Annotated in this window: 16 protein-coding genes; 7 read left to right on the plus strand and 9 right to left on the minus strand. The window is 71.5% G+C overall.

The window, feature by feature from the left end; genetic code table 11:
- The first annotated feature begins 231 nt into the window (after positions 1-231).
- A complete protein-coding gene (gene panB / locus ACH54P_RS23415) occupies positions 232-1,107 on the plus strand; it encodes a 3-methyl-2-oxobutanoate hydroxymethyltransferase (protein WP_489916103.1) in 876 nt (291 codons plus the stop codon).
- 5 nt (positions 1,108-1,112) lie between these two features.
- Here the strand turns inward: panB and ACH54P_RS23420 are convergent, their stop codons facing one another.
- Positions 1,113-1,970 carry a cytochrome c oxidase assembly protein gene (locus ACH54P_RS23420; RefSeq protein ID WP_489916105.1) on the minus strand — a complete coding sequence of 286 codons (858 nt, stop codon included), beginning with the start codon at positions 1,968-1,970 and terminating at the stop codon, positions 1,113-1,115.
- 1 nt (position 1,971) lies between these two features.
- The gene (locus tag ACH54P_RS23425; RefSeq protein ID WP_489916107.1) at positions 1,972-2,898 is read right to left on the minus strand and encodes an undecaprenyl-diphosphate phosphatase; all 927 of its coding nucleotides are present in this window, start codon (positions 2,896-2,898) and stop codon (positions 1,972-1,974) included.
- A 483-nt stretch (positions 2,899-3,381) separates the two neighbouring features.
- Here ACH54P_RS23425 and pip point away from each other — a divergent pair, with 483 nt between their 5' ends.
- Complete coding sequence (pip, locus tag ACH54P_RS23430; protein ID WP_489916109.1) at positions 3,382-4,326, plus strand: prolyl aminopeptidase; 945 nt, start codon at positions 3,382-3,384, stop codon at positions 4,324-4,326.
- Here the strand turns inward: pip and ACH54P_RS23435 are convergent.
- Complete coding sequence (locus ACH54P_RS23435; protein ID WP_489916111.1) at positions 4,312-4,866, minus strand: TetR/AcrR family transcriptional regulator; 555 nt, start codon at positions 4,864-4,866, stop codon at positions 4,312-4,314. The two genes, pip and ACH54P_RS23435, sit on opposite strands and share 15 nt — an antisense overlap.
- Before the next feature lie 72 nt (positions 4,867-4,938).
- Between ACH54P_RS23435 and ACH54P_RS23440 the strand changes: the two genes are divergently transcribed.
- Positions 4,939-5,706, plus strand: coding sequence for an SDR family NAD(P)-dependent oxidoreductase (locus ACH54P_RS23440; RefSeq protein WP_489916113.1), 768 nt, complete (start codon positions 4,939-4,941; stop codon positions 5,704-5,706).
- Here ACH54P_RS23440 and ACH54P_RS23445 read toward each other — a convergent pair.
- Genes ACH54P_RS23445 through ACH54P_RS23465 form a run of 5 tightly spaced genes read right to left on the minus strand, consistent with a single transcriptional unit; the run spans position 5,703 to position 11,130 of the window.
- The gene (locus ACH54P_RS23445) at positions 5,703-6,500 is read right to left on the minus strand and encodes an ABC transporter permease (protein WP_489916115.1); all 798 of its coding nucleotides are present in this window, start codon (positions 6,498-6,500) and stop codon (positions 5,703-5,705) included. The genes ACH54P_RS23440 and ACH54P_RS23445 overlap by 4 nt on opposite strands.
- Before the next feature lie 11 nt (positions 6,501-6,511).
- Complete coding sequence (locus ACH54P_RS23450) at positions 6,512-7,351, minus strand: ABC transporter permease (protein ID WP_489916117.1); 840 nt, start codon at positions 7,349-7,351, stop codon at positions 6,512-6,514.
- 1 nt (position 7,352) lies between these two features.
- Positions 7,353-8,555: an ABC transporter substrate-binding protein gene (locus ACH54P_RS23455; RefSeq protein WP_489916119.1), complete on the minus strand. Its 1,203-nt coding sequence runs from the start codon at positions 8,553-8,555 to the stop codon at positions 7,353-7,355.
- A 17-nt stretch (positions 8,556-8,572) separates the two neighbouring features.
- Positions 8,573-9,700, minus strand: coding sequence for an ABC transporter ATP-binding protein (locus ACH54P_RS23460; protein WP_489916121.1), 1,128 nt, complete (start codon positions 9,698-9,700; stop codon positions 8,573-8,575).
- 8 nt (positions 9,701-9,708) lie between these two features.
- Positions 9,709-11,130 carry a gamma-aminobutyraldehyde dehydrogenase gene (locus ACH54P_RS23465; RefSeq protein WP_489916123.1) on the minus strand — a complete coding sequence of 474 codons (1,422 nt, stop codon included), beginning with the start codon at positions 11,128-11,130 and terminating at the stop codon, positions 9,709-9,711.
- Between the two features lie 112 nt (positions 11,131-11,242).
- On the opposite strand from ACH54P_RS23465, the gene ACH54P_RS23470 reads away from it, so the two are divergent.
- Positions 11,243-11,980 (plus strand): FadR/GntR family transcriptional regulator, encoded by a 738-nt coding sequence (locus ACH54P_RS23470; protein WP_489916125.1) that lies wholly within the window; start codon positions 11,243-11,245, stop codon positions 11,978-11,980.
- A gap of 34 nt (positions 11,981-12,014) precedes the next feature.
- Complete coding sequence (locus tag ACH54P_RS23475) at positions 12,015-12,722, plus strand: cache domain-containing protein (protein ID WP_489916127.1); 708 nt, start codon at positions 12,015-12,017, stop codon at positions 12,720-12,722.
- Here the strand turns inward: ACH54P_RS23475 and ACH54P_RS23480 are convergent.
- The gene (locus ACH54P_RS23480; RefSeq protein WP_489916129.1) at positions 12,719-14,173 is read right to left on the minus strand and encodes a PucR family transcriptional regulator; all 1,455 of its coding nucleotides are present in this window, start codon (positions 14,171-14,173) and stop codon (positions 12,719-12,721) included. The two genes, ACH54P_RS23475 and ACH54P_RS23480, sit on opposite strands and share 4 nt — an antisense overlap.
- A 106-nt stretch (positions 14,174-14,279) precedes the next feature.
- Here ACH54P_RS23480 and gabT point away from each other — a divergent pair, with 106 nt between their 5' ends.
- Both gabT and ACH54P_RS23490 read left to right on the plus strand, forming a co-directional pair.
- On the plus strand, positions 14,280-15,635 hold the full coding sequence (gabT, locus tag ACH54P_RS23485) for a 4-aminobutyrate--2-oxoglutarate transaminase (protein WP_489916131.1): 1,356 nt from the start codon (positions 14,280-14,282) through the stop codon (positions 15,633-15,635).
- Positions 15,632-17,059, plus strand: a complete 1,428-nt coding sequence (locus ACH54P_RS23490) for an aldehyde dehydrogenase family protein (protein WP_489916133.1) — start codon at positions 15,632-15,634, stop codon at positions 17,057-17,059. The genes gabT and ACH54P_RS23490 overlap by 4 nt, the downstream gene beginning before the upstream one ends.
- Positions 17,060-17,097: the final 38 nt, after the last annotated feature.

Below are 17,097 nucleotides of genomic sequence, written 5' to 3' on the forward strand. Positions count from 1 at the left end.
TCTCGTCGCCTTTCGCGGCCGGTCGGTGGTCATGCCTCTTCTTGACGTCAGTGAACACAGGTTGGTTGTCCCCGGGCATCAACCTGAAGGCTGACGACCCCTCGTCCTCGAGGGTGTGAAGCTGGTCGCACGAGGTTGGGGCTCCTCCGGGAGCGTGTCACGCTTTGAGACGCCCCTGCTCCACGACCCGGGGACCTCACCGAGGCCTCGAGGGAAGGACGGTCGACGACGATGTCTGCTGCCACCGCGAACGGGCCTGAAGAAACAGCCCCCTACGGCACCGGATCCGCGCCCAAGCCGGCTTCGGGCCGGAAGGTCCGCGTCCACCACCTGCGCGAGCTCAAGGAACGCGGCGAACCGTGGCCCATGCTCACCGCGTACGACATGTACACCGCCGCGCTGTTCGACGAGGCCGGGATCCCCGTGCTGCTCGTCGGCGACTCCGCGGCCAACAACGTCTTCGGCTACGACACCTCGCTGCCGGTGACGGTCGACGAGCTGCTGCCGCTGGTCCGGGCGGTCACCCGGTCGGTCAAGCGGGCCCTGGTGGTCGCCGACCTGCCCTTCGGCTCCTACCAGCTCTCGCCGCAGCAGGCGCTGGAGACGTCGGTGCGGTTCATGAAGGAGGGCCGCGCGCACGCTGTGAAGCTCGAAGGCGGGCGGCGGTTCGCCGCGCACGTCGAGGCGCTGACGTCGGCGGGCGTGCCGGTGATGGGTCACATCGGGTTCACCCCGCAGAGTGAACACAACCTCGGCGGCTACCGGGTGCAGGGGCGCGGCGAAGCGGCGGACGTGCTGCTCGCCGACGCGCTGGCGCTGCAGGAGGCCGGGGCGTTCGCGGTGGTGATGGAGATGGTGCCCGCCGAAGCCGCGAAGCGCGTCACGGCGGAGCTGAAGATCCCGACGGTCGGCATCGGCGCCGGGCCCGACTGCGACGCGCAGGTGCTCGTCTGGCAGGACATGGCCGGGCTGCGGCGCGGCAAGGCGCCGCGGTTCGTCAAGCGCTACGCCGACGTCGCGACGGTCCTGCAGGACGCGGCGACGGCGTTCGCGGAGGACGTCCGGCGCGGGGAGTTCCCGGCGCCGGAACACGCTTTCCACGACTAGGCGGCTCACCGGCGCTTGAACCGCTCCGCGAGCGCCGGGTCCTGCTCCCACCACAGACCGGGCGGCGCCGAAGCGGCTTCCGCGTCCAGTTGGACGTCGAGCTGCTTCGCGCGCCGCTCGTCGTCGCGGGCCCAGCGGACGAACAGGGCGGCGATGAAGGGCAGCCCGGCGACGTCCCCGCCGATCCACAGCACGCCGGCGCCGATGATCTGGTCGGTGCGGGGGTCGGGTCCCCGGCCCGGGTGTGCGGCCGCGTAGTGCGCGGGCGCGAGCAGCGGGCCCAGCCACAGGACCAGGCCGAGCGCGCCGTCGAAGACGACCTCCGTGAACGCGATCCACACCGACACCAGGTGCGGGTCGCGCCGCGGGGTCGGGTCGAGGCCGAGCCGGGTCCAGAAGTACGTGAAGCCGGCCAGCACGAGCACCACCCGGACCAGGCCGTCGGCGAACGGCGACCGCAGCACGAGGTCGTAGAGCGGGGTCAGGTAGAGCACCAGCACCGGCACGACCAGCGCCAGCGTGACGACCGGCGGGAACGTCAGCGCGCGGGCCAGCGGGCCGCGGCCGTGCCGCCGCGCCCACCGGGCCGGGACGGTGTCGAGCAGCAGCCGGACGGGCGAGCCCATGGCGAGGAGCAGCGGGGTGATCATCAGCAGCGTGATCGTCTGGACCGCCCGGACCCAGAAGAACGTCGTGTCGTAGACGGCCAGCGGCGAGCAGGTGACGAGCAGGATCGTCGCGAGGCCGGCGAGGAAGGCCGTCGTGCGGCCCGGCGGCCAGTCCCGCCCGCGCGCCGCGCGGACGTAGAGCACGCCGAGGACGAGCACGACCAGGATCGCCGGGACGTCGGCCGTCAGCACCACGTCAGACCGCGAAGAAGATCAGGCTGCCGATTCCGGCGACCACGCAGTAAACGGCGAACGGGGTCAGAGTGCGCGTTTCGAAGTAGCCGGTGAGGAATCGGACGGAAATGTACGAAGCGACCCCGGCGATCAGGCTCCCGACCAACGCCGGGCCGAGCGATGCGTGGTTTTCCGGGGCGAACAGCGTCGGCAGCTTGAGCACGCCCGCGGCGAGGATCACCGGCGTGGCGAGCAGGAACGCGAACCGCGCGGCGTCCTCGTGCCCCAGCCCGCGGCGCAGCCCGGCGACCATCGTGATGCCCGACCGGCTGATGCCCGGCAGCAGCGCGAGGATCTGCGCGGCGCCGATGAGCACCGCCTCGCCGACGCGCAGCTTCGCCAGCCGGACGTCGGTCGCCTCCTCGACGGTGACCGCGCGCATGACCAGCGTGTCCTCGGCGGAAAAGTCCACAGTGTCCGGTTCCTGGTCCGGCTTCCGCCGGGAAAATTTCTCCGCCGCGTAAAGGACTCCGCCGTTGAGCGCGAGGAAGATCGCCGCGGGCACCGGCTTGCCGAGGTAGTCGCGCAGCAGGCTTTCGAAGAGCAGGCCGGCCAGCCCGACCGGGATGGTGGCGAGCACCAGCAGCCAGGCGAGCCGCTGGTCGGGGGTGCGGACCTCGCGGTGGCGGATCGACGTCCAGAGCCCGCCGATGATCCGCGCCCAGTCCTTCCGGAAGAACAGCACGAGCGCGAGCGCGGTGGCGACGTGCATCGCGACGAGCACCGCGAGGGACGGCGAACCCTTGCCGATGCTCAGGTCCTGCTGCCACTGCCCGCCGAGCCAGGCGGGCAGCAGGATGCTGTGGCCGAGACTGGACACCGGAAACAATTCCGACACCCCTTGCAAGGCGCCGACGACAATCGCCTCGAAATAGGTCACCGTGGACATTCCGTACCCCTTTTCGAAAACACCGTCGCATACCCGACACGGAAGCTACCGGCTCATTCGTTAGCCACGGGCAAGGGGGACGAGCGCGCTCAGCGTCCTCACAGCGGACGTTCACATCCATGAACATCAATCATGTTCTTGACTGGTGTTCGGATCGTGGCTTAGCGTTTAGCCCGTCGCCGCCACGACGAAGCTTCGAACCCTCGACGAGGAGGACGGAATGCGTGAGCGGGTTGCCTGCTGTCGTGACCACCCCGGCGGCAGCGGCGTCCGGGGCACCCGGATCCGGGCCTTCCCCTTCACACCGGAGGACTGCGCGAACGCGGCCGGCGGCCGCTGACGCGTCACGGACCGGGAGCCCGCTCAGCCCGGCGGCGGGGGCGGGCTCCCACCTTTCTTGGCCGCCGTTCCGGCCCTGGCGGCGGGTGCCGGAACGGCGGCCAGGACCACGGCGGCCGGGACCGATCCGGCAGAGTGTCGGGCATGGACGAGCTCTACCCGCCGATTCCCCCGCGGGCCGAAGGATTCCTCGACGTCGGCGACGGGCACCGGATCCGGTGCCAGGAGGCCGGCAACCCCGAGGGGAAGCCGGTCGTGGTGCTGCACGGCGGTCCCGGCAGCGGCATCGCGCCGATGGCGCGGCGGCACTTCGACCCCGCGGCGTACCGGATCGTCCTGTTCGACCAGCGCGGGTCCGGGCAGTCGACGCCGGGCGCCGAGGACCTCACGGCCAACACGCTGTGGCACCTGGTCGCCGACATGGAGGCCCTGCGCCAGCGGCTCGGCATCGAGCGCTGGCAGCTCTTCGGCGGGTCGTGGGGCGCGACGCTGGCCCTCGCCTACGCCGAGACGCACCCGTCCCGGGTCAGCGAGATCATCCTGCGGGGCGTGTTCACCGTCCGGCAGAGCGAACTGGACTGGATCTACCGCGGTGGCGCGGCCAACCTGTTCCCGCGCGAGTGGGAGGCTTTCCTCGCCCCGATCCCGGTTTCCCTGCGGGCCGACCCCCTGGCGGCGTACGCCACGTTGCTCGACAACCCTTCCGAAGAGGTCCGCAACCGCGCGGCGGTCGCGTGGAGCACGTGGGAAGGCGCGACGGTTTCGGTGCAGCCACAGGAGTCGTTCGTCCGCCAGTACGCCGAACCGGCGTTCGCCCTCACCTTCGCGCGGCTCGCGGTCCACTACTTCGGCCACGGCGCCTGGCTCGACGACGGCCAGCTGATCCGCGACGCGGGCAAGCTCGCGGGCATCCCGGGCGTGATCGTCCAGGGCCGGTACGACGCGGTCTGCCCGCCCGTCACGGCGTACGAGCTGCACCGGGCCTGGCCGGGGTCGGAGCTGAAGCTGCTGGAAGGCGCCGGGCACGCGGTGACCGATCCGGGCGTGCTGGCCGCGTTGCGCGCGGCGACGGACTCATTCCGCGAGTAGGACCGCGAACACCTTCTCGAGCTTGCGCCGCAACACTCCTTCGTCGGCGCGAGCCAGCTCGGTGCTGCCGATGAGCGTGCGCATCAGCCAGAACCCGGCGATCACCGACAGGACCAGCGCCGGTCCCTCGGTGCCCGCCCGGCCGGGCAGCACATCGGTCAGGTGCTTCTCGACGTGCCGCTCGATGCCGGCGCGCAGGAGCTCGGCGGCGCGCGGGTTGGCCGCCGAACGCAGCACCAGCAGGAACGGGTCGAGCCGTTCGGCGCCCGGGGCGGTCCGGTCCACCAGCGCCGCGGCGACGTCGGCGGCGAGGGTCGCCGAGTCGCGCGTGAGCACCGTGCGCTCGGCCATCGCCGCGTCGACGACCTCGGCGAACAGCCCTTCCTTCGAGCCGAAGTAGCGGTTCACGAGCATCGCCGTGACGCCGGCGGCCTGGGCGATCTCGCGCACGCCGACGCCGTCGTACCCGGCTCGGGTGAACGCCTCGAGCGCGGACTCCAGGATCGCTTCGCGGGTCGCGGCGGCATTGCGGGTCCTCATGTCTACGAGTGTAGACTTCAGGTCGTAAGTATACGACTGTAGACATCGGGAGAGTCTTCGATGGATCTTCGATTGACCGGTAAGCGGGCCCTGGTCACCGGCTCCAGCGCCGGCCTCGGCGAGGCGATCGCACGGTTGCTGGCGGCGGAAGGCGCGGCGGTGGTCGTCCACGGCCGGGACGCGGCCCGGACGGAGAAGGTGGCGGCGGCGATCGGCGCGGCCGGGGTCGCGATCGGCGATTTGTCGACCGACGCGGGCGCGGACGCCGTGGTTGCCGCGGCCGGCGATGTCGACGTCCTGGTGAACAACGCGGGCTCGTACGACCACCTGTCGTGGCGCGAAGCGACGCCGGAGGCCTGGACGTCGAGCTACCAGGCGAACGTCGTCTCGGCGGTCCGGATGATCCACCGGCTCGTACCGGGGATGCGCGCGCGGGGCTGGGGCCGGGTGATCCAGATCGGCGGCGGCCTGGCGATCCAGCCGACGGCGGAGCTGCCGCACTACACCGCGACGCTCGCCGCGCGGCACAACCTCGCGGTCTCGCTGGCCCGCGACCTCGCCGGCACGGGCGTGACGTCGAACGTGGTCGCCCCCGGCGCGATCCTGGTCGACGCCGTCCGCGAGCTGCTCACCTCGATCGCTCCCGAGCACGGCTGGGGAACCGAGTGGGCGGACATCGAGCGCAACGCCGCCCGTGACTTCGTGCCCAACGACGTCGGGCGCTTCGGCCGCCCGGAGGAGATCGCGGCGGCGGTGGGGTACCTGGTGAGCCCGGCGGCGGACTACGTGAGCGGCGCGACGATCCGCGTCGACGGCGGCACGGTCCGCTCGGCGCACTAGAGGCGGCCGCCCGAAGCCGTGTCGCCGGACAGGCGCTGGGCCAGGTACACCGGGACCGTCGACAGCACGATCAGCACCGCCGCCACCACGTTGACGATCGGCGCCTGGTTGGGCCGGAACAGGTTGTTGTAGATCCAGATCGGCAGCGTCTCCATGCCCGTGCCCAGGGTGAACGTCGTCACGATGATCTCGTCGAACGACAGCGCGAACGCCAGCAGCCCGCCGGCCAGCAGCGCCGAGCGCAGCATCGGGAACGTCACCAGCCGGAACGTCGTGAAGCCCGTCGCGCCGAGGTCCATCGACGCCTCCTCCAGGTTTCCGCCCATCCGGCGCAGCCGCGCGACGACGTTGTTGAACACCACCACGATGCAGAACGTCGCGTGCGCGATGATCGCCGTCAGGAGGCCGAGGTCGATGCCCAGGATCGTCCGGAACGCGTTGTTCAGCGCGATGCCCGTGACGATCCCGGGCAGCGCGATCGGCAGGATGATCAGCAGCGACACCGGGTTGCGCCCGAAGAACCGGTAGCGCTGCAACGCGAACGCCGCCATCGTGCCGAGCACCAGCGCGATCGCCGTCGCCGCCAAGCCCGCCCGCACGCTCGTCCAGAGCGCGTTCAACGCCCCTTCGTTCGACGCCGCACGGCTCCACCACTCCAAGGTGAACCGCGACGGCGGCCAGCCGAACGTCGTGTCCGCGTTGAACGAGTTGAGCAGCACCACCACCAGCGGGAAGTAGATCACCGCGAGACCGAGGCCCAGCGCCGTCCACAGCAGCACCCGAGACGTCCGCACGAGGAGGCTCCCTAGAGGTTGTCCAGCGCGCCGGTGCGGCGCACCGCGGCCAGGTAGACCAGCATGATCACCACGGGCACGGTCGCCACCGTCGCCGCGAACGGCAGGTTGTTGGCGGCGCCGATGTTGTCGTAGACGACGTTGCCGAGCATCTGCGACGTGCCGCCGACGATCTTCACGGCGATGTAGTCGCCCAGGGACAGCGAGAACGTGAAGATCGAACCGGCCACGATCGCCGGGAACGTCAGCGGCAGGATCACCGAGCGGAACGTCCGGAACGACCGGGCGCCGAGGTCGCCCGAAGCGTCCACCAGGGAGTCCGGCAGCCGGTCGAGGCCCGCGTAGATCGGCAGGATCATGTACGGCAGCCACAAGTAGGACAGCGTGATGATCGTCGCCGTGACGCCGTAACCGGGGGAAAGCCGGTTCAGGGCGCCGTTGCCGGACAGCATCGACCGCCACGCGTAAGCCTTCACGAGGTAGCTCGCCCACAGCGGCGTCATCACGGCGATCACCAGGATCCGCTGGGCCCGCGGGGAAGCCAGCTTGGCCATCGCGAACGCCATCGGGAACGCGATGACGGCGTCGATCACCGTCACCAGCGCCGCGATCCCGACCGTGCGGAAGGTGATCGTGCGGTAGACCGCGTCGCTGAACAACGTCTTGAAGTTGTCCAGCGACCACTCGACGACGACCTGGCCGGTGAACGCGTCGGTGTGCCAGAACGCCGTGACGAACAGCGCGGCGAGCGCGCCCAGGTAGGCCAGGCCGAGCCAGAGCAGCGGGGCCGAGAGGAGGAAGCCCAAGCGCAGCTTGGGCTTCCGGTAGAAGAAGGCCGAGACCGCGGTCATGTCAGCCCTTGATCTCGGTCCAGGCGCGGGTCCACTCGCCGTAGTCCTTGCACTTGACGTCCGTGCGGCCGTCGAGGCACTGCGCGATCGGCGTGGTCCAGTAGGCGATCTTCGCCGCGTACGCCGCGTCGTTGGCGTGGTAGGAGTCGCAGAGCGTCTTGTCCGTCATCTCCGCGCACGCCTTCGTGTTCGCCGGCGCCTCGCCGAAGTACTCGGCGACCTGGGCGTTGACCTTCGGGCTGACGATGTAGTCGAGCCACTTGTACGCGCACGTCTTGTGCGGTGACTTCGCCGCGACCATCCACGTGTCGGACCACCCGGTCGCGCCCTCGCTCGGCACGGCGGACTCGAGCGGCGCGCCCTCGCCCTTCGTCAGGTTGACCGTGACCTGCCAGGCGGTCCCGACGACGGCGTCGCCGTTCTTCAGCGCCTGCGACTCCTTGAGGTAGTCCGACCAGTACTCGCCGACCAGCGGCCGCTGCTGCTTGAGCAGGTTCACCGCCGCGGTGAACTGCTTGTCGTCGAGGGCGTACGGGTTCTTGATGCCCAGGTCCGGCTGGTGCGCCATCAGGTACAGCGCGGCGTCGGCAATGTAGATCGGCGAGTCGTAGGCGATCACCTTGCCCTTGTACGGCGAGTTCGCGTCGAACATCACCGACCACGAACCCGGCGCCGGCGTCACCTTGTCGGTGCGCCAGGTGAGCAGGTTCGCGCCCCAGCCGTGCGGGATGCCGTAGGCGACGCCGCCGACGCTGTTCCACGACTTGTCCTTGAGGAACGGCTGGACGTCGGCGTAGTTGGGCACCAGCGCGGTGTTCACCGGCTCGGCGTCCCCGGAGGCGACCAGCCGCAGCGACGCGTCCCCCGACGCCGACACGACGTCGTACTGGCCGGTCTTCATCAGCGTCACGGCCTCGTCGGACGTGCCGAACGGCTTGACGTTGACCTTGCACCCGGTCTGCTGCTCGAACGGCGTGACCCAGTTGACCTTCGGGTCGTTGGCGCCGTTCTCCGCGTACCCCGGCCAGGCGAGCACGTTCAGCCGGCCCTCCGGCTGGCCGAGCGCCTTGAGCGCTTCCAGCTTCGGCGGGGTGAACCCCTGCGCGCCGGGCGGCGCGGCGGAGTTCGAACCCGACGTGCCACATGCAGCCAACAGCAGGCTTGCGCCGAGGAGCCCGGCCAGCCGCGTCTTCCTGTTCTTCATGGCAACCCTTCTGAGAACTACTGGCGCCTTTCGGGGGCTCCGGGTGGCGGAGCCCCCGGCCCCGGGGCGAAGCCCCGGACATCACTGACCTGGAAGCTGTGTTCGTCGCGCCAGCTGAGCCGGACGCGCCCATCCGCGAAGGCGGCGGAGTCCGTGTTCTGCCGGACGACCGAAAGCTGGCCGCCGGCGTCGAGCGCGACGGCGTACCGCACGGTCGCGCCGGCGTAGACGACGTCGGTGACCGTGCCGGTCGCGCTGGTGAACCCGACCGCGGCGGGCTCGGACAGCTCGCCGTCGATGCGGATCTTTTCCGGCCGGATGCTGTACAGGCCCGGCCGGCCGATGACGCTCTCGGCGCCGCGCCCGCCCAGGAGGTTCGACGTGCCGACGAACCCGGCGACGAACGCGCTGGCAGGGCGTTCGTAGACCTCTTCCGGCGGCCCGACCTGCTCGATCTTCCCGTCGTTGAACACCGCGATGCGGTCGCTCATGGTGAGCGCCTCGTCCTGGTCGTGGGTGACGAAGACGAACGTGATCCCGACGTCGCGCTGGATCTGCTTGAGCTCCAGCTGCATGGCCTGCCGCAGCTTGAGGTCGAGCGCGCCCAGGGGTTCGTCGAGCAGCAGCACCTTGGGCCGGTTGACCAGCGCGCGGGCGAGCGCGACGCGCTGGCGCTGGCCGCCGGAGAGCTGGGCGGGCTTGCGCGAGCCGTAGTCCTCCAGCCGCACGGTCTTCAGCGCCTCGAGGGCGCGCTCCCGGCGTTGCCGCTTCGGGACGCGCTTGACGCGCAGGCCGTACTCGACGTTCTGCTGCACGGTCATGTGCGGGAACAGCGCGTAGTCCTGGAAGACCGTGTTGACGTCGCGCTCGAACGGCGGGAGGTGACTCACGTCCCGGCCGTCCAGCTCGATCGTGCCCCCGGTGGGCAGCTCGAACCCGGCGATCATGCGCAGCACCGTCGTCTTGCCGGAGCCGGACGGGCCGAGCATGGAGAAGAACTCGCCGGGCGGGATGTCGAGGTCGACGCCGTCGACCGCGTGGACGTCGCCGAAGTGCTTGCGCAGCCCGGAAAGCCGGATCGCGGGCCCCGCCGGTTCGGCCGGTGCGGTGTCCTCCGGCGCCGTCGCCGGTGCTTGGTTGGGCATCGCCAGCCTCACAGTGCGCTCATCACGTGCTTGACGCGGGTGTAGTCCTCGAGGCCGTACAGCGAGAGGTCCTTGCCGTAGCCGGACTTCTTGAACCCGCCGTGCGGCATCTCGGCGACCAGGGGGATGTGGGTGTTGATCCAGACGCAGCCGAAGTCGAGCTTCGCGGCGACGCGCATCGCGCGCTGGTGGTCGCGGGTCCAGACCGACGAGGCGAGGCCGTACTGCACGGCGTTCGCGGCGGCGAGGGCCTCGGCCTCGCCGGAGATCCGCTGCACGGTGATGACCGGGCCGAAGATCTCGTTCTGGCTGATCTCGTCGTCCTGGCGGACGCCGGAGACGACGGTGGCCTCGTAGAAGTAGCCCTCGTCGCCGGCCCGGTGTCCTCCACAGTGGACGGTCGCGTGGCCGGGCAGCCGATCGACGAACCCGGCCACCTTCTCCAGCTGCGAGGCGTTGTTGAGCGGGCCGTACGCGACGTCTTCGTCGTCCGGCCGGCCGGTCTTGGTGGCCTCGGCCTGCCGGGTGAGGGCGGCGACGAAGGTGTCGTGGACCTCGTCGGCGACCAGCACCCGGGTGGCGGCGGTGCAGTCCTGGCCCGCGTTGAAGTACCCGGCGACAGCGATGGCTTCGGCGGCGGCTTCGAGGTCGGCGTCGCCGAAGACGATGACCGGGGCCTTGCCGCCGAGCTCGAGGTGGACGCGCTTGACGTCGTTCGCCGCACTGCGAGCCACCTCGATCCCGGCCCGGACCGAGCCGGTGATCGACACCATCGCCGGGATGTCGTGCTCCACCAGGGCGCGGCCGGTGTCGCGGTCGCCGCAGATCACGTTGAACACCCCCGGCGGCAGGAACTCGCCGGCGATCTCGGCGAGCAGCAGCGTCGACGCCGGGGTCGTGTCGGACGGCTTGAGCACGACCGTGTTGCCGGCGGCAAGCGCGGGCGCGATCTTCCAGATGGCCATGAGCAGCGGGTAGTTCCACGGCGTGACCTGCGCGCAGACGCCGACGGGCTCGCGGCGCACGAACGACGTGTGGCCTTCGAGGTACTCGCCCGCGGCCCGGCCTTCGAGCACCCGGGCGGCCCCGGCGAAGAACCGCACCTGGTCGAGGACCATCGGGATCTCTTCGGCCATCGTGAGCGCGATCGGCTTCCCGGTGTTCGCGGACTCGGCGCGGACGACCTCGTCGGCGCGGGCTTCCAGGGCGTCGGCGAGCTTGAGCAGCGCGAGCTGGCGCTGGGCGGGCGTCGTCGCGCGCCAGGTCTCGAAGGCGGTCGCGGCGACCTGCAAAGCGTTGTCGACGTCTTCGGGTCCGGCGATCGGCGCGGTGCAGTAGGGGCGCCCGGTGACCGGGTCGGCGATCTCCGCCGTCCGGCCCGACTTGGATTCGACGTACGCGCCGCCGACGTAGTGCTTCAGCTCCTGCACGGTGACTCCCTCGGTGCTGGCGGGAGCCAAAACATATAAGTCCATATGTAATAGGACAAGGGGATGAGGCAAGATTGGTGCGAACGGGTAGTCCGACGGCCGAAGGGTGACGATGCGCAAGGGCCTGTCGCACAGCGCGCGGTCAGCCATGTTCGCGCCGCTCGGCCAGGTCGGGCGGGCGGAAGCGGTAGCCGCGCGGCTGGTCGACGCCATCACGCTCGGCCTGCTCGCGGACGAGGAGCAGCTGCCCAGCGAAGCCGACCTGGCCGCGCAGTTCGGCGTCTCGACCGTGACGGTCCGGGAAGCGCTCGTGGCGTTGCGGCAGCAGGGCCTCGTCGAGACGCGGCGCGGGCGCAGCGGCGGCAGCTTCGTCCGCGCGCCGGCCAACCCACCGTCGGACGCGTGGCGGGCACGGCTGAGCGAGGTGTCGCTGTCCGACCTGCGCGACGTCGGCGACCACTACCTCGCGATCGCCGGAGCCGCCGCGAAGCTCGCCGCCGAACGCAGCTCCCCCGAGGACGTCGCCCGGCTGCGGCTGGCGACCGACGACCTCCGGACGGCGCACGGCATCGACTTCACGCGGGCGGAGCGGCAGTTCCACCTGGAGGTCGCGGCGGCCGCGCAGTCGCCGCGGCTCACCCACGAAGAGGTCCACCTGCAGAGCGAGCTCGGCGGGCTGCTGTGGCTGCCGCTCGGCCCGCACGAGACGCACCCGCACGAAGAGCACGCGGCGATCACGGCCGCGATCGACGCGGCCGACGGCGAACTGGCCCGCAAACTCACCGAGGAGCACGTCCTCGGCGCGCTCGATCGGCTCGCGGACGTGCACCTCGGCCTGCTCGCCCCGTAAGCTTCGCCCCACTCCGCGCATCGAGGTGAGAACCGTGAACGACACCCGCACGCTGGCCGGCGACGAGGTTGTCGAACAGGTTTCGGCGTTGGTGGAGGGGGTTTTCGAGCGGCTCAAGCCGCTGCTGACGGCCGCCGAATCGGTACTGGCCGAGTCCCCGGCCGCGGCGGCGCTGCACCGGATCCGGCCCCAGGTCACCGAGGCCCTCGGCGGCCTGATCATCGGCGCGGGCTTCGTCAGCGCACCCCGCGTGCTCACGGACTCGGAGTTCGGCTTCGAGTGGTGGACCTGCTCCGCGGGCGAGCCGCCGTCGCAGCTGTTCATCAGTCTCGACCCGGGCAGCGAGAACTTCCTCGACTACACGCGCCAGTCGTGGTTCACGGTCCCCCGCGACACCGGGCGGCGGCACATCAACGGCCCGTACGTCGACTACCTCTGCACCGACGAGTACACGCTGACGTTCACGATCCCGGTGTCCCGTGGCGGTTCCTTCGCGGGCGTGGTCGGCGCCGACGTCTACGTGCGCGAGTTCGAGCGGGCGGTGCGTCCGCGGTTGCGTTCGCTGGGCCGCGGGGCCGCGTTGCTGAACGCGCAGGGGCGGGTGATCGTGTCCAACAGCGTCCGCCAGCCGACGGGATCGCTGGTGCGGGAGGTCGACGTCCCGGCCTGGTGGTTGTCGGGCGCGGAGCCGGAGCCGGGCCTGCGCCGCTGCGGTGACTCCCCGATCGTGCTGGTGAGCTAGGCCTGCAGCGCCACCCACAGTTCCGCGCGCACCCCGGGTGAGCCGAGGTCGCGGCCCAGCAGCTCTTCGGCCTTCTTGATCCGGTTCCGCAGCGTGTGGCGGTGGACGCCGAGGCGGGCGGCCGCGACGTCCCAGTGGCCGTGGTGTTCCAGCCAGCAGCGCAGTGACGTCTCCAGGTCGCCGCGGCCCGTCTCGTCGTGCTCGCGCAACGGGTTCAGCAGGCCGCGGGCGAACGCCTGCGCCACCGCGGGCTCGATGAGGGCGAGCAGGCCCCGGCCGGTGTGCTCCGCCGCCGACACCAGGATCTTGTCCTCCGCCTCCGCGGCCCGGGCCGCCAGCTCCGCCTGCTCCAGGCCGGCCGGGAAGTCCGGTGGGGACACCGGGCCGGCCACCCCGCCGTGCAGGCCGCCGACGCGCAACGCCGCCTCGGCCACCGTGCCGGTCACGTCGTCCCCGCCGACCACGACCACCGACGACCCGCGCCGGGCGGCGAACACCGGCTCGCTCTCCAGCACGCCGAGCAGCTTGCGCCGAGCGGCGGGCGCGCCCGCGAACACCAGCACCGACCACGGCGCCCGCGGCGGCTCGCCGCCCGCCTCGGCCAGCACCCGCAGCGCCAGCTCGGCCTGCCCGCCGGCGAGCAGCTCCAGCAGCCCGTCCCGCAACGCCTGCCGGGCCGCCGCCTGCGCGCGATCCTGTTCCAGCGCCAGGGAAAGCACCGACACCGCCGTGTTGACGATGTGCCGTCCCGCGGTGTCGAGCGGCGCCGCGGTCCCCACCGCGAGCACCCGGCGGGTGCCGGTGTCGAGGGTCTGCAGCACGACTTCCTCACCGTCGAGCACGAGAACCCGCGTGCCGGTGCGAAGCCGCTCCAGCTCTTCGCGCAGTGAAGCGCCGTACGCGCGTGCGCTCGCCGGAGCCGCTTCCGTGACCGTGGCGCGTTCGAAGAGCAGCACCCAGCCGTCGACCAGCTTCGCCAGCTTCCGCAGTACACCGGCCGGCCCGCCCTTGCCGACCGCCGTGCGGGTCAGCTCCTGCTGGGCGCGGCCGATCCGGACCGTCGTGGCGTACTCGTCGGCCGCCACCGCCCGCGAGACCGCGCGGGTGATCGCGATGAACGGCGTCTCGCGCGGCACCTCCAGCACCGGCAGGCCGACCTCGGCCGCCGTTTCCACCAGAGCGCGCGGGACGTCGTCGTGGCTCAACCCGACGCCGAAACCGAGGCCCGCGACGCCGGCGGCGACCAGCCGGCGCACGTAGTCCGGCGACGTCTCTTCGTCCAGGGCCAGGCCGGTCGTGAGCAGCAGCTCGCCGCCTTCGAGGAACGCCTGCGGGTCGGTCAGTTCGGTCGGGTGCACCCAGCCGATGGGCCGGTCCAGGAGGTCGTCACCGGTCAGCACCCGCAGCCCGAGCGGGCGGTCGGCGGCCAGTGCGCCCAGCGTGAGTGCCATAACGGCCAATTCTACGCGCCTTCTTGTACGGAAAGGCCAGCTGACGGCCACCGCCCGCGGACTCATCCTGAGGACGTCCGCCCACCCGCGTCCGCAGGAGCACGCCGTGACCGCAAGCACCACCGCCGAGCCGCAGGCCCCGGCGCCCCGGCAGCGCAGGCTGCACACCGAGATCCCCGGCCCCGCCTCGCGCGAGCTGCAGCAGCGCCGCCTCGACGCGGTCGCCGCCGGGGTCAGCTCGGTGCTGCCCGTCTACGTCACCTCCGCCAGCGGCGGCCTGCTCACCGACGCCGACGGCAACGTCCTGATCGACTTCGGCTCCGGCATCGCGGTGACCAACGTCGGGCACTCCGCGCCCGCGGTCGTCGACCGCGTCCGCAAGCAGGCGTGCTGGTTCACCCACACCTGTTTCATGGTCACGCCGTACGAGGGTTACGTCGAGGTCTGCGAAGCGCTGGCCGAGCTGACGCCGGGCGACCACGCGAAGAAGTCGGTGCTGTTCAACTCCGGCGCCGAAGCCGTCGAGAACGCCGTGAAGATCGCCCGGGTGGCGACCGGGCGCCAGGCCGTCGTCGTGTTCGACCACGCCTACCACGGCCGCACCAACCTCACGATGGGCATGACCGCGAAGTCGGTGCCCTACAAGCACGGCTTCGGCCCGTTCGCGCCCGAGGTCTACCGCGTGCCGGGCTCGTACCCGTTCCGCGACGGTCTCTCCGGGCCCGAGGCGGCCGCGCTGGCGATCGACCGGATCGAGAAGCAGATCGGCGGTGACCAGGTCGCGGCCGTCGTGCTGGAGCCGATCCAGGGCGAGGGCGGCTTCATCGAGCCCGCGCGCGGCTTCCTGCCCGCGATTTCTTCCTGGTGCCGGGAAAACGGCGTCGTCTTCGTCGCCGACGAGGTCCAGACGGGCTTCTGCCGCACCGGCTCCTGGTTCGCCTCCTGCGACGAGGACGTCGTCCCGGACCTCATCGCGACGGCCAAGGGCATCGCGGGCGGCCTGCCGCTGTCCGCCGTCACCGGCCGGGCGGAGCTGCTCGACGCCGTCCCGCCGGGCGGCCTCGGCGGCACGTACGGCGGCAACCCGATCGCGTGCGCCGCCGCTTTGGGGTCGATCGAGACGATGAAGTCGGAGAACCTGGCCGCGTCGGCGAAACGCATCGAGGGCGTGGTCCTGCCGCGGCTGCGGGAGCTGGCTGCCGAGACCGGCGTGATCGGTGACGTCCGCGGGCGCGGCGCCATGCTGGCGGCGGAGTTCGTGCGTCCCGGTACTTCGGAGCCCGACGCCGACCTCACCAAGCGCGTCGCGGCGGCCTGCCACCGGGCCGGTGTGGTGGTGCTGACCTGCGGCACCTACGGCAACGTCGTCCGGCTGCTGCCGCCGCTGTCCCTGTCCAACGACCTGCTCGACGAGGGCCTCTCGGTCCTCGAGCACGCTGTCCGCACGGAGGCCCGCTCGTGACTTTCCCCTTCTGGGTCGCCGGAAAGCCGGTGACCGGCGGTGCGACGAACACTGTCCGTCACTCCTACGACGGCTCTTCCGCGGGATCCCACTACGTCCCGTCTCCTGCCGACGTCGAGGCCGCGGTGCAGGCCGCGCACGACGTCCGCGAGGAGTTCGCGACGCTGCCCGCGCACGTCCGCGCCGGGGCGTTGGACCACGTGTCCCGGGCCCTGGGTGAGCGGTCCGAGGAGATCGCTTCGCTGATCACGGCGGAGTCGGGCAAGCCGCTGAAGTGGGCGCGCGGCGAGGTCGGCCGCGCGGTGTCGACGTTCCGCTGGGCCGCCGAGGAGGCCCGCCGCTTCTCCGGCGAACTGCAGCGGCTCGACACCGACCCGGGCGGCACCGGCAGGTTGGCGCTGGTCCGGCGGGTCCCGCGCGGGCCGGTGCTGGGCATCACGCCGTTCAACTTCCCGCTGAACCTGGTGGCGCACAAGGTGGCCCCGGCGATCGCGGTCGGCGCGCCGATCGTGCTCAAGCCCGCGCCCGCGACGCCGCTGACGGCGCTGCTGCTCGGCGAGATCCTGGCTTCGACGGACCTCCCGGCGGGCTCGTGGTCGATCCTGCCGGTGGACAACGAGACGTCGTCGCGGCTGGTCGAGGACCCGCGGCTGCCGGTGGTGTCGTTCACCGGCTCGGTCCCGGTCGGCTGGGCCATCCGCGACCGCGTGCCGCGCAAGCACGTGGCGCTGGAGCTGGGCGGCAACGGCGCGGTGCTCGTCTGTCCGGATTGGACGGACCTCGACTTCGCGGCGCAGCGGATCGCGACGTTCGCGATGTACCAGGCGGGGCAGTCGTGCATCTCGGTGCAGCGGGTCTATGCGCACACCGACGTCTACGACGCTCTGGCCGAGAAGGTCCTCGAGCAGGTCAAGGCGCTGCGCACGGGCGACCCGCGTGCCGAGGGCGTGGACGTCGGGCCGCTGATCAACACCGACGCTGCGGCCCGGGTCTCGTCGTGGATCTCCTCGGCGGTTTCGTCCGGCGCCCGCCTGCTGACGGGCGGCGGGCAGTCGGGGGCCACGGTCGAGCCGACGGTGCTGGCGGACGTGCCGGAGGACGCGTCGGTGATGGCCGAGGAGGTCTTCGGCCCGGTGGTCTCGCTGATCCGGGTGCCGTCGGTTGCCGAGGGGGTCGCGCGCATCAACGCGTCCCGCTTCGGCCTCCAGGCGGGCGTGTTCACCCGCGACCTCCCGACGGCGTTCGAGGTGTCGGCGGCACTGCAGGTCGGCGGGGTGCTGGTGGGAGACGTGCCGAGCTTCCGCGCCGACCAGATGCCGTACGGCGGGGTGAAGGACTCGGGAGTGGGCCGAGAAGGTCCGGCGTCGGCGATGGCGGACTTCACGGAGGAACGGGTAACGGTCCTGACCGGCTTGACGCTCTGAAACCGCTGGCTCCTGGCCCGGTCCCGGCGTGCTGCCGG

Source organism: Amycolatopsis sp. N2S4-7, from assembly GCF_058119595.1.

Excerpts from the sequence above, each read along its gene's own strand:
- ACH54P_RS23425 (WP_489916107.1), bottom strand. The coding sequence starts at position 2,898 with ATGTCCACGGTGACCTATTTCGAGGCGATTGTCGTCGGCGCCTTGCAA.
- ACH54P_RS23450 (WP_489916117.1), bottom strand. The coding sequence starts at position 7,351 with ATGACCGCGGTCTCGGCCTTCTTCTACCGGAAGCCCAAGCTGCGCTTG.
- ACH54P_RS23480 (WP_489916129.1), bottom strand. The coding sequence starts at position 14,173 with ATGGCACTCACGCTGGGCGCACTGGCCGCCGACCGCCCGCTCGGGCTG.
- ACH54P_RS23460 (WP_489916121.1), bottom strand. The coding sequence starts at position 9,700 with ATGCCCAACCAAGCACCGGCGACGGCGCCGGAGGACACCGCACCGGCC.
- panB (WP_489916103.1), top strand. The coding sequence starts at position 232 with ATGTCTGCTGCCACCGCGAACGGGCCTGAAGAAACAGCCCCCTACGGC.
- ACH54P_RS23435 (WP_489916111.1), bottom strand. The coding sequence starts at position 4,866 with ATGAGGACCCGCAATGCCGCCGCGACCCGCGAAGCGATCCTGGAGTCC.
- ACH54P_RS23455 (WP_489916119.1), bottom strand. The coding sequence starts at position 8,555 with ATGAAGAACAGGAAGACGCGGCTGGCCGGGCTCCTCGGCGCAAGCCTG.
- pip (WP_489916109.1), top strand. The coding sequence starts at position 3,382 with ATGGACGAGCTCTACCCGCCGATTCCCCCGCGGGCCGAAGGATTCCTC.
- ACH54P_RS23470 (WP_489916125.1), top strand. The coding sequence starts at position 11,243 with ATGCGCAAGGGCCTGTCGCACAGCGCGCGGTCAGCCATGTTCGCGCCG.